Origin of the sequence: Streptomyces sp. NPDC001231 (assembly GCF_042896885.1) — a bacterium.
Lineage (GTDB): Bacteria > Actinomycetota > Actinomycetes > Streptomycetales > Streptomycetaceae > Streptomyces.
Genome location: NZ_JBIAXS010000045.1, coordinates 12,717 through 25,676, shown reverse-complemented (window position 1 = coordinate 25,676; position 12,960 = coordinate 12,717). Strand labels below are relative to the sequence as shown.

Sequence of the window (12,960 nt, the reverse complement as noted above, 5' to 3'; positions counted from 1 at the left end):
CGGGAGGGGGGCCGCATCGTCGATGAGGCCGCGGTGATCGCACGCGTACGCGCCGGAGAGCCGGAGGCGTACGCGGAGCTGGTGCGGGCCCATACGGGCATCGCGCTCAGGGCGGCCACCGCGCTCGGGGCGGGGGCGGACGCGGAGGACGTGGTGCAGCAGGCCTTCGTCAAGGCGTACTGCGCCCTGGGCCGGTTCAGGGACGGCTCGGCCTTCAAGCCGTGGCTGCTGTCGATCGTCGCCAATGAGACGAGGAACACAGTGCGCGCCGCGGCCCGGCGGCGCACGCTCGCCGGCCGGGAGGCGGCGTTCGTGGAGGCCGAGCCGCTGATACCGGAGTCGGCGGACCCCGCGGTGGCGACGCTGCGCGCGGAGCGCCGCGCCGCCCTGCTGGCCGCGCTGGAACAGCTGAGCGAGGAGCACCGTCTGGTCGTCACCTACCGCTATCTGCTGGAGATGGAGGAGTCGGAGACCGCCCAGGCCCTGGGCTGGCCCCGCGGCACGGTGAAGTCCCGTCTCAACCGCGCCCTGCGCAAGCTGGGCCGGCTGCTGCCGGACGTCCGGTCCCGGGAAGGAGGTGAGGAGCGTGCGTGAACAGGAGGGGGCGGGGGTCCCCGGGCTGCCGGAGGAGCTGCGGGCGCTCGGGCGGTCGCTGGACGCGCCCGGGGCGGCGGGTCCGGCGACGGGACCCGAGTCGATGGTGGAGCGGGTGCTTCAGCAGATACTGGCCGATCAGGTGCCGGTACCGGTGGCCGAGCCGGCGGGTGCCGGTGAGCGGCTGCGGGCGGTGCGGCGCTGGACGCGGACGCGATGGCGTTCGCTGACGGCGGCCCTGTGCGGTCTGCTGACGGTCCTCGCGCTCACTCCCCCGGTGCGGGCGGCGGTCCTCGACTGGTTCGGCTTCGCCGGCGTCGAGGTGCGGTACGACCCGTCGGCGGTGCCCTCACCCGGCGCCGAGGTACCCGGCTGCGGCCGCTCGCTGTCCCTGGAGCAGGCCCGGCGGCAGGCCGGTTTCGAGCCCCTGGTGCCGGACGCGCTCGGCGTGCCGGACGCGGTGACGGTGACCGCCGAGCCGCGGGGGCGGTTCCTGGTGACCCTGTGCTGGCACGAACAGGGACGGACGATACGGCTCGACGAGTTCCCGGAGCGGCTGGACGTCAGCTTCGTCAAGAGCCTGCGGGAACCACCGGAGTGGATCCCGCTGCACACGACGTCGGCCGATGGCGTTCAGGACACCGCCCTGTGGTTCCCGAGACCGCATCTGCTCGGCTTCTGGCTGATGGACGCCGACGGCCACCGCTTCACCCGGAGCGAGCGCACCGCCGGTCCGACCCTGCTGTGGATGCGCGGGAGGGGCGACGACGCCGTGACGCTCCGGCTGGAGGGAGTGGCGTCGAAGGCGCGCGCGACGCGGATCGCCCGGTCGGACGTGCTGGAGTCCGGGACTTCCGGGCGGCCTTCGCCCTAGGTGAGCGTGACCGGACAGGTCGGTGACGCGGGGTGGGAACCCGGGCGGGCCGGGCGGTGTACCAGAAGTGATGCGCGGCCCGGGGCGGGCCGCGCCGGATTCGGCCGGTGGGGGTTCGGATGGGCAGGTGGAGGGTTCGTGAACTGACCGCGCTCATGGGCGCGTTGACGACGGTGCTCGCCGTGATGGTGTGGGGCGCGTCCTCCGCTGCGGCGGGCGGTCCGACCAGCGTGCTGGTGACCTCGCCGCAGAGCGGGGAGGCCGGCGCGCTGTACTACTCCGCGAAGGAGTATGGGCAGTTGGAGAGCCTCCTGGGCCCGGCGGGCTCGGGCAGCCGCGACAAACCGCCCGAGGCCGACCTGGTCCATGCCCGGCAGATCAACGTGACCTGGCTGGCGCACGACATATCACCGTGGCGACTCGACCGGGTCTTCCCGGTGACCGGCGAAAGCGCCGTCTGGATCCACACGGCGGCGAACGTGCCCGAGTCCACGAACGGGTACTGGCACCGCGCCGAGCAGCCGGCCCGGCTGCGTGCCCTGCTCACGAAGCTGGGCGTGATGGGCAAGGCCTCGGCCTCGGGCCAGGGGTACACCGGTATCTTCCCGGCGCCGTGGCAGGCGGAGACGGCCACGCCGGACACCACCGGTCCCGACGCGGACGAGGGGACGCAGACGGTGCGGGTGAGTGTGCCGGCCGCGGGTGGCGATGGCACCGACTGGTGGTGGGCGATACCGGGAGCGGCAGGCGGGGCGGTGCTCGCGCTGGTGCTGCGGCCCTTCGCCTCGAGGCTTCCGCTCGACCGCCTGCGGCGGGAGCGGGACCCGGGGCCCCGGCAGGAACTGCGGGACGTGTAGGGCGCGTGCCGAGGACGAGACACGTGCGTGGGAGAACGGAAGGGGGCGGTCGGATGGCACTGCGCGGCGGGCGCTCGGCGCCATGGCTGATCTCGGTGCTGCCGGTGACGGTGGTCGGAGTGGGGGTGCTGCTGTGCGGGGTGCCGCCGGTCGCGGCGGCCTCGGACGGGGGCGGTGCGCCGCGTGCGCCCGATGTGGCCCTGGTCGTCGCGGGCGGCTCGGGGCGGACCCGGGCGTTGCACCTGGGCGATCGCGACTTCGCCCTGCTCCGGGAGTTGCTGCGCCCGGCGTACACGGGGACGGAGCCGGTGCCGGACACCTGGGCGCGGGGGCGGCATCCAGGGGTGCGGGTGACCGTGGTGTGGGGGCTGACCGGGGTCGGGGGATGGCCGGTGACGAGCAGGCCGCCGGGAGGGGATGTGGCCGTGGAGCGGCAGGATCAGGTGATCGTGGCGGAGGACGGCACACCGTGGGTGCGCTCGGACCTGGCCCCGGACGTGGAGGACGACGACATCCGCTGGCACCGGGCGCCGCGGGACCTGTACGAACGGCTGGCCCCCACGGGGCTGCTGGACGACACGGACGGTGCGCCGTCCGGCAGCACTCCGGGCGGCCGGGGTGAACACTTGTGGTGGGCGGCCGGCGGGCTGGCCGCGGGGCCGGCGGCACGCTGCTGATATGCCGCGCGGCGGCCCGGCGCGGTGCCGGGCCGCCGCGGGAGGAACCACGTCAGGAGCTGATCGACCTGTGAGCCATGTGCCCTGCGAGTCCTACGAGCCCTGCGAGCCCTGTGCCGTGTGAGTCCCGTGCGGGGACGGGTCAGCCGAGGTCGATCTCCGGGTAGAGGGGGAAGCCCGCCACGAGGTCCGTGGCCCGGTGGGAGATCTCGTCCGCGATCTTCGGGTCGAGGACGTGCTGGGCCTTGGACGGGGTGCCCTTGCCGGTGGTGCCGGGCTCGGTGGCCGTCAGGACGCGGTCGATCAGGCCGGCGACCTCGTCCATCTCGGCGATGCCCAGACCACGGGTGGTCAGCGCGGGGGTGCCGATGCGGATGCCGGAGGTGTACCAGGCGCCGTTGGGGTCGGCCGGGATCGCGTTGCGGTTGGTGACGATGCCGGACTCGAGCAGGGCGGCCTCGGCCTGACGGCCGGTGAGGCCGTAGGAGGAGGCGACGTCGATCAGGTTGAGGTGGTTGTCGGTGCCGCCGGTGACGAGGGTGGCACCGCGGCGCGTCAGGCCCTCGGCCAGGGCGCGGGAGTTGTCGACGATGCGCTGGGCGTAGTCCTGGAAGGAGGGCTGCCGGGCCTCGGCCAGGGCGACCGCCTTGGCGGCCATGACGTGCGGAAGGGGGCCGCCGAGGACCATCGGGCAGCCCCGGTCGACCTGGTCCTTGAGGGAGTCGTCGCACAGGACCATGCCGCCGCGGGGGCCGCGCAGGGACTTGTGGGTGGTGGTGGTGACGATCTGCGCGTGCGGGACCGGGTCGAAGTCGCCGGTGAGAACCTTGCCGGCGACCAGGCCCGCGAAGTGGGCCATGTCGACCATGAGCGTGGCGCCTACCTCGTCGGCGATCTCGCGCATGATGCGGAAGTTCACCAGGCGCGGGTAGGCGGAGTAGCCGGCGACGATGATCAGCGGCTTGAACTCGCGGGCGGAGGCGCGCAGGGCCTCGTAGTCGAGGAGGCCGGTGGCCGGGTCGGTGCCGTAGGAGCGCTGATCGAACATCTTTCCGGAGATGTTCGGGCGGAAGCCGTGGGTGAGGTGTCCGCCGGCGTCCAGGGACATGCCGAGCATGCGCTGGTTGCCGAAGGCCTGGCGCAGTTCGGCCCAGTCCGCCTCGGAGAGGTCGTTGACCTGGCGGACCCCGGCCTTCTCCAGTGCGGGGGCCTCCACGCGCTGGGCGAGGACGGCCCAGAAGGCGACGAGGTTGGCGTCGATGCCGGAGTGCGGCTGGACGTAGGCGTGACGGGCGCCGAAGAGTTCCTTGGCGTGCTCGGCGGCCAACGACTCGACGGTGTCGACGTTGCGGCAGCCGGCGTAGAAGCGGCGGCCGATGGTGCCCTCGGCGTACTTGTCGCTGAACCAGTTGCCCATGGCCAGCAGGGTGGCCGGGGAGGCGTAGTTCTCGGAGGCGATCAGCTTGAGCATCTCGCGCTGGTCGGCGACCTCCTGGCCGATGGCGTCGGCCACGCGCGGCTCGACGGCGCGGATCACGTCGAGGGCGGCGCGGAAGGCGGTGGACTCGTTGGACAGGGGCGCGGTGTTCTCAGGCATCGGGACCTCCGGACGTGGCGTCGACGTTCACGTTACGGCCCAGGCGCACGGCACACTTTCCGCTCGGGCCGCTCCCTGATGGTCGGTCCCATCCCAGCGCGCCAGTCACGGCCCGTCGTCAGCCTACCGGGCGCACCCCACGGCGCAGTTCCCGCGTCCGCCATGCGAGCGAGGATAGGAAGGAGGACAACCTCCCCTTCCCGGGAGGCGACCCTCGTCCTCGGGAGCCGCCGTGACCGCCACGGAAGACCTCATCGCCACCGCCGACGCCCACAGCGCATACATCTACCACCCGCTGCCCGTGGTGATCGCCACGGCGGAGGGCGCGTGGATGACGGACGTGGAGGGCCGCCGGTACCTCGATCTGCTGGCCGGCTACTCGGCGCTGAACTTCGGGCACCGCAACCGGCGGCTGATCGAGGCGGCCAAGGCGCAGATGGAGCGGGTGACACTGACCTCGCGGGCCTTCCACCACGACCGGTTCGCGGCGTTCTGCGAACAGCTGGCGGAGCTGTGCGGCATGGAGTCGGTACTGCCGATGAACACGGGCACCGAGGCGGTGGAGACGGCGGTGAAGACGGCCCGGAAGTGGGGCTACCGGGTCAAGGGCGTGCCCGCGGAGATGGCGAAGATCGTGGTCGCGGGCAACAACTTCCACGGCCGGACGACGACGGTCATCAGCTTCTCCACCGACCCGCAGGCCAGGGCGGACTTCGGGCCGTACACGCCGGGTTTCGAGATCGTGCCGTACGGGGACCTCACGGCGATGCGGTCGGCGATGACGGAGAACACGGTCGCCGTGCTGCTGGAGCCGATCCAGGGCGAGGCGGGGGTGCTGGTGCCGCCGGCCGGTTATCTGCCGGCGGTGCGGGAGCTGACACGGGAGCGGAACGTGTTGTTCGTCGCCGACGAGATCCAGTCGGGGCTCGGGCGCACCGGCCGTACCTTCGCGTGCGAGCACGAGGGGGTGGTGCCGGATGTGTACGTGCTCGGGAAGGCGCTGGGCGGCGGGATCGTGCCGGTGTCGGCGGTGGTGTCCTCGCGGGAGGTGCTCGGCGTGTTCCGGCCGGGCGAGCACGGGTCGACGTTCGGCGGGAACCCTTTGGCGTGCGCGGTGGCGCTGGAGGTGATCGCGATCCTGCGCTCGGGCGAGTTCCAGGCACGGGCCGCGGAGCTGGGCGAGCATCTGCACCGCGAGCTGGAGCGGCTGGCCGACACGGGCCGGGTGCGGGCGGTGCGCGGACGCGGGCTGTGGGCGGGCGTGGACGTCGACCGTTCGCTGGGTACCGGGCGGGAGGTCGCCCGGAAGCTGATGGACCGGGGCGTCCTGGTGAAGGACACCCACACCTCGACGATCCGGATCGCCCCGCCGCTGGTGATCGGCGAGGAGGACCTGGACTGGGGACTGTCCCAGCTGCGGGCGGTGCTCGGCGCGTAGCGGGGTGACTCGGAGCCCGGCCGGAGCGGGTGGTGCGTGCGGCCGGATCGGGCGGCGCGCGGATCCACCGCTCCCCTAGAGTCGCTTCGTGCTCTTCGGAATGGTGTGCGCGCTCGGTGCGGCGGTGTGTTTCGGCACGGCGACGGTGCTCCAGGCCATCGCCGCGCGCGCCGCGGCGGACACCGGCGGGGGCGGGGACGCGGCGCTGCTGCTGCGCGCGGTGCGGCAGTGGCGGTACCTGGCGGGCCTGGGCCTGGACGGCCTCGGGTTCCTGCTCCAGATCGCGGCCCTGCGCTCACTGCCGATCTACGTGGTCGGCGCGGCCCTCGCCGCCAGCCTCGCGGTGACGGCGGTGACCGCGTCCCGGCTGCTGCGGGTGCGGCTGAGCGCGGTGGAGTGGTCGGCGGTGGGCGTCGTCTGCGCCGGTCTGGCCATGCTGGGGCTGGCCTCGGGCACGGAGGGCCGCGAGGACGGCTCGGCGGCGCTGAAGTGGGCGATGCTCGGGGCGGCGCTGGCCGTGCTGCTGCTCGGAGCGGTCGCCGGCCGCCTGCCCGAACGCGTCCGTGCCCTGCTGCTGGGCCTGGGCGCGGGCTTCGGGTTCGGCGTGGTCGAGGTGTCGGTGCGGCTGATCGACTCGCTCGCCCCGTCGGCGCTGTTCACCAACCCGGCGGCCTACGCCCTGCTCCTCGGCGGGGGAGCCGCCTTCCTGCTGCTGACCTCGGCCCTCCAGCGCGGTTCGGTGACCACGGCCACCGCGGGCATGGTCATCGGCGAGACGATCGGCCCCGCGGCGATCGGGGTGGTGTGGCTGGGCGACCGCACCCGCGAGGGCCTGGCCTGGCTCGCGGTGCTCGGCTTCGCGGTGGCGGTGGCGGGCGCCCTGGCTCTGGCGCGGTTCAGGGAGGCGCCGGCCGAGGAAGGACCGGTCGAGAAGGTGCCTGCCGAGGAGGGGTGATCACCGCCCGACGGGCCGCCCGGCGGGCCGTCAGGGCAGCACCCGGCACAGGGCGTCCAGGGCCGCCGCCCACGCGTGGTCCGGCGGGGTGCCGTAGCCGACGACCAGGGCGTCCAACGGTGCCACGGCGGCCTGCTCGTGGTGGAAGCGGGACAGTCCGTGGAGGGCGAGGCCCTGCCAGGCGGCCGCCTGGACCACCGCGGCTTCGGTGCCGGGCGGCAGGCGCAGCACGGCGTGCAGTCCGGCGGCGATGCCGGTGGGGCGGACGTCGGGCGCGCGGGTGGCGAGGGCCTCGACCAGGGTGTCGCGGCGGCGGCGGTAGCGAAGGCGGGCCGAGCGCACATGGCGGTCGTAGGCGCCGGAGGTGATGAACTCCGCGAGCGTCAACTGGTCGAACACCCCGCAGGTGTCGGAGGGCCCCTTGGCGGCCGTGGCCTCCGCCATGAGGGAGGGGGGCAGCGCCATCCAGGCCAGGCGCAGGCCGGGGGCCAGGGACTTGCTCGCCGTGCCCAGGTAGACCACGCAGTCGGGGTCCAGTCCCTGGAGCGCGCCGACGGGCTGGCGGTCGTAGCGGAACTCGCCGTCGTAGTCGTCCTCCAGGATCAGGCCGCCGGTGCGCCGGGCCCAGTCCGTCACGGCCGCGCGCCGGTCGGGGTGCAGGGGCACGCCCATCGGGAACTGGTGGGCGGGGGTGAGCAGGACCGCTCCGGGGCCGCTCAGTTCGCCGGTGACCGTGCCGAGTTCGTCGAAGGGCAGGGGAAGGGTGCGCAGGCCCGCGCGGGTCAGGAGGTCCCAGTGCACGTCGAGGCCGTACGACTCGACGGCGACCGTGGTGACGCCGCGGGCCCGCAGCACCGTGCCGAGGATCCGCAGTCCGTGTGAGAAGCCCGCGCACACCAGCAGGTGGTCGGGGTCGGTGCGGACGCCCCGGACCCGGGCGAGATGGCCGGCCAGCGCGGTGCGCAGTTCGGGCCGGCCGCGCGGGTCGCCGTAGCCGAGGGCGTGGTGGGGGGCGGCGGCCAGGGCACGGCGGGCGGCCTTGAGCCACTGGGTGCGGGGGAAGGAGGCGAGGTCCGGGGTGCCGGGGACGAGATCGTGGACGGGGCGGGGGCGTTCGCGCGGGTGGCGTGCCGCGCCGGTCTGCCGGACGTCCGCGCTCGGCGACGGCCCGAACGGCGAGGCGGGTGCCCCCATGGCCACGCGTGTGCCCGAGCCCTGGCGGGCGGTGAGCCAGCCCTCGGCGACCAGGTCGGCGTAGGCATCGGCGACCGTGTTGCGGGCGATGCCCAGGTCGGCGGCGAGGGTCCGGGAGGAGGGCAGCCGGGTTCCAGGGGCCAGACGGCCGGTGCGGACCGCCTCGCGCAGGGCGTCGGTGAGGCCGCGGCGCACACCGGGACCGGCCGGTTCCAGATGCAGGTCGACGCCCAGAGTGGCCCATGATTCCGCCATGGAAATGGACCATACTCCTGGGCTGCTTCGCTCATAGGGTCGGGCGTATGGCTACGACGACGAACACCGGCGAACACACGGACACCACCGAAGGCGCCCCCGCGTACGCACCCGAGCACGAGCCCCGTATGCAGTGGGCCAAGCACGCCCCCGAGGTCTACAAGGCGATGGTCCGGCTGGACGCGGCCGCGGGACAGGGCCTGGAACCGCGGCTGCGCGAGCTGGTCAAGATCCGGGCCTCGCAGCTGAACCACTGCGCGTTCTGCCTGGACATGCACACCAAGGACGCGCTCGCGGCCGGCGAGAGCGTGGAGCGGATCGTGCAGCTCGGTGCCTGGGAGGAGTCGCGGCACTTCTACACGGAGAAGGAGCTCGCTGCGATCGAGCTGACCGAGGCCATCACGGTCCTCACCGACGGCTTCGTGCCGGACGAGGTGTACGAGAGGGCGGCCGCGCACTTCGAGGAGGCCGAGCTGGCCCACTTGATCGCCTCGATCACGGTGATCAACGCCTGGAACCGGTTCGGTGTGACGGCCCGCGCGGTCCCGGGCCACTACACGCCGGGGCAGTACAAGTGACGACCCCGGTCCAGGGTCCGGCCGGGCCCCTGGACCGGGAGGCCCGGCGGGCCCCGTCCGCGCTCAGGGCAGCCACGCCTTCCATGTGGACCGGTGGCCGTCCACCCACTTCTTCGCCGCCTCGGCCGGGGTGAGCTTCCGGTCGGCGATCATCAAGGAGACCTGGTTCTGGTCCTCGGTGGTCCACTTGAACTTCTTCAGGAAGGCGGCCGCCGCGCCGCCGGACCGGGCGAAGTCGGCGTTGAGGTACTTGCGCAGCGCCGTGTGCGGGTGGGCGCAGGCGACCTTGGCCGCGTCCTCTTGGCGAGATACGTCGGCTTCCGCGGCGACGAGGTCGGCGAAGTAGCGGAAGGCACCCTGAAGGCACCCTCGCCGCCGTCGAAGGTACGGCGGCGGCCTCAACGGCCACGTCCGCGTCCTATTCGTCACCCTCCGCGACCACGGCGAACGGAGCCGCGTCCGCGGGGTCGAGGATCTCGCGTGTCGCGCCGCCGATCGCCTCGCGCCACTCCCCGCCCGCGTGGATAGTGCCGCGCGCACCATGTCCCGCACTGTCCGCCATGATCGGTACGGCCTTCCGCTCCTGCTCAGTTGACCTGCGTCACGTCGCGCCCTGCGCAGGGGGAGTGAGCGGGCACCTGCCCCCTTCCTCGAGGTCCATGCCCTACCGATGACCGGACATGCTCCGAGTCACGGAAGTCGGGGAAATTGCTGGACAAAAAGGAAGACGCGCGGGTGTCGGGAGCGGCGGTGGATCAGTCTGCGCAGGTGGCGGAGGACGGACAGAACCAGTCCAGCGCCGCGCTGAGGACCTCCTGCTCGTCGTCGCGGCCGTCGGATTCGGGGCCGTAGGACGCGAGCGCGTACAGCCTGCCGTCGGCGGCCCGGAAGCGTTCGTCCACGACGTGCCAGGTGCCGATGTCCGGTTCGCCCCTGAGGGAGTCGGCCAGGTACTCCAGCCGGGAGCCGGTGAAGTCGCCGCTGTCCAGGTTCACCCGGGACAGCGTCCGGAAGCCCGGGGGCTTGGGCACGTCCGCGGACAGGTACAGGTCGAACGACTCGTCCGGGGAGGACTCCTGCACCTCGTACACCTGGAGCCGGTGACGGCCCGTGGAATCACGGTAGTTGACGACGTCCATCCCGTACTGGGAGCTCACGGTGGACCGCTGGTGCTGCCAGCCGTCGGGCACGGCGATGCGGAAGCCCTCCGGGTCGTCGTAGGCGGTGTAGCCGGCCGGAAGCTCGTCGGCCGACGGGGACGGCGTCCCGGTGTCCGGTTCCGGTGAGGCGTACGTGCTCGGGGGCGGTGCGGACGTGGCCGGGGTACCGCTCGTCGTGGCGGCCACCCGGTCGCCGCCGTGCCCTCCGCCGCCGGGACCGAGGGTCACCACCAGGGCGACGGCGACACCCACGGCGGCGGCCGAGCCGATCACCGCCACGGCGGTGCGGCGGCTGTGCCCACCGGGCACGGCCGGCGGCGCCGACGGGGCCGCCACGGGCCATGGGCCGGTGGGCGCGTCGGCGTCGGGATCACGGACCTCGCCCGGCGGCCATGCCGGTGTGTGCGCCGGACGGGCGGGCGGTGGCGGGGTCGCCCGCGCCACCTCCGCGGTGCCGTCCTCCCAGCGCTGGGTCTCCTCGTTCCAGTGACGCTGTCCCCCGTTCATCGCGCTCTCACTGCCCCAGCAGTCCCGCCACGGCACCCGCGGAGGCGAGGACGTTCAGCAGGGACTGGGAGTCGGCGAGCAGCCCGCGCAGCCGCTCACGCCGGGACGGGCCGGCCTGGCCGGTGGTGGTGATCTCCTCCTCCGTACCGGCGAGTTCGGCGTCCAGCGCGGCGGTCTGCTCGGTGCCGCGCACCCGGGTCAGATCGGCGCGCAGCTCGCGCACCGCGGCCAGCAGTTGCTCGGTGACCTCGTCGCGCTGCGGTCCCGTGCCGTGATGGCCGACCGCGCTGGCATGGCTGCCGATGGCGAAAGTGCTGCCCGAGACGTTCCCCATGGATACGTTCGGCTCATGCCGGTCGGTCATCGCTGCCCGTTCCCTTCCGCGGCTCGGGGCCGCTGCTCGCGGTCGCGTGCGAACCGACGGCGAAGGTGGAGCCCTCCACCGAGTCGATGTTCACACCGCCGTTGCTGATGTTGACGATCTTCTGGACGAACTCGCCGGTCTGGTATCCGGCGTCGGCGAGCGCGGCGCGCACGCCGTGCGCGATCCGGTCCTGGATCGTGCGCAGGTAGCGGTCGACATCCATCTGCTGGAACAGCGACCCGTCCGGCGCGGACCCCAGCTCACGCACCGACAGGGCGGGGCCCTCCGGCAGCGCGCCGGCGTTGCCGGCCGTCAGCAGCCGCCAGTCGAACCGGATCATCCGTCCCAGGTCGAACAGGGCGATGCCCAGGGACACCGGTACCCGTGGCACGGCATAGGCGGCCTTGCCCAGCAGGCTGTTGCGGTTGTAGCGGTGAGCGGTGCGGTCGGCGTCCTTGAACTCCAGCCGCACCGGGTTCAGTACGTGCGGGGCGACCTCCAGCATGAGCATCCGGCCCTGGGTGTGCACGCGGACGAAGACGCTGACGATCAGCTCCCCCTCCCAGCCGCCGACCCGCACGCACAGGAAGTGCCGCCGTTTCTCGGCGCCTTCCTCGGCCGCACGCATCCGGTGGTTCTCGAAGGCCTGCGGATCGTACGGGGCGTCCTCACGGCGCAGCATCCCCTCGACGGGCAGGAAGACGCACTCGTCGATCTCGAGCCGGCGCAGTCGGTCGCGCACGGGGTACGCGGCGGTCGTCGCCGATTCGCGGAGCTGTTCCAGCAGCGGGCGGACGGTCTCCAGGACCGCCCGGTTGCTCAGCGGGCGCTGCTTCTTCATGCCGTCGGGGCGCAGTTCGACGGCGAGCACCCAGGTGTCGTGCGCGGTTCCGGCCCCGCAGAACGGGCGGGCCTCGTGGTACATGACCAACTGCTGGTGCTGTTCCGCGCGGACGCGCCCGACCAGCCGCCGGAACCGTCCGCCCTCGGCCCGGAGGGCCGGATCGCTCGCGGCGTCCGGGAAACGCCGAGGGGAGAGTTCCGCCGTCAACGCCCGGGTGACCTGGCTGCGCCGGGCGGCGAGACAGAGGGCGATCAGCGCGAGGACAGTGATCGAGAACCATGCCTCCCGAGGGCCGATCGTCCCGTCCGTGAACAGGTCGGACAGGTTGGTCGGTGAGCCGCTCGACGTCCCGTACTCGCTGTAGTACGACGACGTGCCCGAGGAGGAGTGGCCACCACCGGAGAACGCGGCGATCAAGGTCAGCAGGAGGAGCCAGGCCAGACCGATACGGCTGTACCACCGCAGGAACCAGGCCGGTACGCGCCGGTACAGCGGCGGGTGGTCGCTCTTGCCCCCGATCAGGTTGGCGACGGCCAGTTGGACGCCCAGGACGAGGAAGAGCAGCAGCCAGTACCCGGTCAGCGCGGCGCCCGCCACCCACAGCCCGAGGAGGGCTCCGTCCCAGGCCAGTTCCAGACGTCGCGCACGCAGGGCGTGGGCCAGGACCCGTGCGGCGTCGAAGCCGAACGAAGGAGCACACAGGCGCTGCTCGTTGACGTACAGCTCGTCGATGACCCGGTCCCGGTATTCGCTGTCCAGGTAGGTGCCCGCGCACAGCAGCCGGGTGGCCTCACTGGCGTACGGCGGCACGGGCGGGGTCGCGTCCGGAGGCCTCGACTGCTGTTGCTGCGGCACGGATACGGTGCTCACGCGACTCCCCCGAGGTGTGAACGGTCCCCAGTTCAAGGAACTGACGAACCATCAGCATAGGGGTGCGGAAAGCCGTGCGGGAAGCGATTTGTCAAGAGGGCCCCTCGGGCCCCGACCGCAGGAGGCGCCGGCGTACGCGGGCACCGAACGCGCGGGCCCCGCTCCGGCCGGAACCGGAACGGGGCCTCGCGGACAG

At 73.1% G+C, this 12,960-nt stretch carries 12 protein-coding genes, 2 pseudogenes and 1 riboswitch; of the genes and pseudogenes, 7 read left to right on the top strand and 7 right to left on the bottom strand.

Annotation, left to right across the window (positions count from 1 at the left end; genetic code table 11):
• Nucleotides 1-33 precede the first annotated feature (33 nt).
• The 4 genes and pseudogenes from ACFY3J_RS35860 to ACFY3J_RS35845 all read left to right on the top strand — a co-directional run bounded on the left by ACFY3J_RS35860 (nt 34) and on the right by ACFY3J_RS35845 (nt 3,076).
• Nucleotides 34-594 carry an RNA polymerase sigma factor gene (locus tag ACFY3J_RS35860; RefSeq protein WP_390842627.1) on the top strand — a complete coding sequence of 187 codons (561 nt, stop codon included), beginning with the start codon at nt 34-36 and terminating at the stop codon, nt 592-594.
• Nucleotides 587-1,468 carry a hypothetical protein gene (locus ACFY3J_RS35855; RefSeq protein ID WP_390842626.1) on the top strand — a complete coding sequence of 294 codons (882 nt, stop codon included), beginning with the start codon at nt 587-589 and terminating at the stop codon, nt 1,466-1,468. Before ACFY3J_RS35860 ends, ACFY3J_RS35855 begins: the two co-directional genes overlap by 8 nt.
• Nucleotides 1,469-1,587: 119 nt before the next feature.
• Nucleotides 1,588-2,325 (top strand): hypothetical protein, encoded by a 738-nt coding sequence (locus tag ACFY3J_RS35850; RefSeq protein ID WP_390842625.1) that lies wholly within the window; start codon nt 1,588-1,590, stop codon nt 2,323-2,325.
• Between the two features lie 53 nt (nt 2,326-2,378).
• A pseudogene (locus ACFY3J_RS35845) lies at nt 2,379-3,076 on the top strand (hypothetical protein).
• A 68-nt stretch (nt 3,077-3,144) separates the two neighbouring features.
• On the opposite strand, the gene ACFY3J_RS35840 reads toward ACFY3J_RS35845, so the two are convergent.
• Nucleotides 3,145-4,599 (bottom strand): glycine hydroxymethyltransferase, encoded by a 1,455-nt coding sequence (locus ACFY3J_RS35840; RefSeq protein ID WP_384172512.1) that lies wholly within the window; start codon nt 4,597-4,599, stop codon nt 3,145-3,147.
• 30 nt (nt 4,600-4,629) lie between these two features.
• Nucleotides 4,630-4,718, bottom strand: a riboswitch (ZMP/ZTP riboswitch).
• Between the two features lie 113 nt (nt 4,719-4,831).
• Here ACFY3J_RS35840 and rocD point away from each other — a divergent pair.
• The gene (rocD, locus tag ACFY3J_RS35835) at nt 4,832-6,037 is read left to right on the top strand and encodes an ornithine--oxo-acid transaminase (protein WP_384172516.1); all 1,206 of its coding nucleotides are present in this window, start codon (nt 4,832-4,834) and stop codon (nt 6,035-6,037) included.
• Nucleotides 6,038-6,137: 100 nt separating this feature from the next.
• Nucleotides 6,138-6,992 carry a hypothetical protein gene (locus ACFY3J_RS35830; RefSeq protein WP_390842636.1) on the top strand — a complete coding sequence of 285 codons (855 nt, stop codon included), beginning with the start codon at nt 6,138-6,140 and terminating at the stop codon, nt 6,990-6,992.
• Nucleotides 6,993-7,022: 30 nt separating this feature from the next.
• Here ACFY3J_RS35830 and ACFY3J_RS35825 read toward each other — a convergent pair whose 3' ends face one another.
• Nucleotides 7,023-8,441 carry a PLP-dependent aminotransferase family protein gene (locus ACFY3J_RS35825; RefSeq protein WP_390842624.1) on the bottom strand — a complete coding sequence of 473 codons (1,419 nt, stop codon included), beginning with the start codon at nt 8,439-8,441 and terminating at the stop codon, nt 7,023-7,025.
• Between the two features lie 47 nt (nt 8,442-8,488).
• Here ACFY3J_RS35825 and ACFY3J_RS35820 point away from each other — a divergent pair, with 47 nt between their 5' ends.
• Nucleotides 8,489-9,019, top strand: a complete 531-nt coding sequence (locus ACFY3J_RS35820) for a carboxymuconolactone decarboxylase family protein (RefSeq protein ID WP_384172522.1) — start codon at nt 8,489-8,491, stop codon at nt 9,017-9,019.
• 63 nt (nt 9,020-9,082) lie between these two features.
• Here the strand turns inward: ACFY3J_RS35820 and ACFY3J_RS35815 are convergent.
• The 5 genes and pseudogenes from ACFY3J_RS35815 to ACFY3J_RS35795 form a co-directional block, all read right to left on the bottom strand.
• Nucleotides 9,083-9,316, bottom strand: a pseudogene (locus ACFY3J_RS35815) (glycine betaine ABC transporter substrate-binding protein); the annotation flags it as partial.
• A gap of 121 nt (nt 9,317-9,437) precedes the next feature.
• Nucleotides 9,438-9,581: a hypothetical protein gene (locus ACFY3J_RS35810; protein WP_384172666.1), complete on the bottom strand. Its 144-nt coding sequence runs from the start codon at nt 9,579-9,581 to the stop codon at nt 9,438-9,440.
• A gap of 193 nt (nt 9,582-9,774) precedes the next feature.
• Nucleotides 9,775-10,686 (bottom strand): hypothetical protein, encoded by a 912-nt coding sequence (locus ACFY3J_RS35805; protein WP_390842623.1) that lies wholly within the window; start codon nt 10,684-10,686, stop codon nt 9,775-9,777.
• Nucleotides 10,687-10,693: 7 nt separating this feature from the next.
• Entirely contained in the window at nt 10,694-11,050 is a 357-nt protein-coding gene (locus ACFY3J_RS35800) for a hypothetical protein (protein WP_384172528.1), read from the bottom strand.
• Complete coding sequence (locus ACFY3J_RS35795; protein WP_390842622.1) at nt 11,034-12,764, bottom strand: hypothetical protein; 1,731 nt, start codon at nt 12,762-12,764, stop codon at nt 11,034-11,036. The genes ACFY3J_RS35800 and ACFY3J_RS35795 overlap by 17 nt, the downstream gene beginning before the upstream one ends.
• Between the last annotated feature and the right edge of the window lie 196 nt (nt 12,765-12,960).

Excerpts from the sequence above, each read along its gene's own strand:
- ACFY3J_RS35850 (WP_390842625.1), top strand. The coding sequence starts at position 1,588 with ATGGGCAGGTGGAGGGTTCGTGAACTGACCGCGCTCATGGGCGCGTTG.
- ACFY3J_RS35840 (WP_384172512.1), bottom strand. The coding sequence starts at position 4,599 with ATGCCTGAGAACACCGCGCCCCTGTCCAACGAGTCCACCGCCTTCCGC.
- ACFY3J_RS35830 (WP_390842636.1), top strand. The coding sequence starts at position 6,138 with ATGGTGTGCGCGCTCGGTGCGGCGGTGTGTTTCGGCACGGCGACGGTG.
- ACFY3J_RS35825 (WP_390842624.1), bottom strand. The coding sequence starts at position 8,441 with ATGGCGGAATCATGGGCCACTCTGGGCGTCGACCTGCATCTGGAACCG.
- ACFY3J_RS35820 (WP_384172522.1), top strand. The coding sequence starts at position 8,489 with ATGGCTACGACGACGAACACCGGCGAACACACGGACACCACCGAAGGC.
- ACFY3J_RS35810 (WP_384172666.1), bottom strand. The coding sequence starts at position 9,581 with ATGGCGGACAGTGCGGGACATGGTGCGCGCGGCACTATCCACGCGGGC.
- ACFY3J_RS35805 (WP_390842623.1), bottom strand. The coding sequence starts at position 10,686 with ATGAACGGGGGACAGCGTCACTGGAACGAGGAGACCCAGCGCTGGGAG.
- ACFY3J_RS35800 (WP_384172528.1), bottom strand. The coding sequence starts at position 11,050 with ATGACCGACCGGCATGAGCCGAACGTATCCATGGGGAACGTCTCGGGC.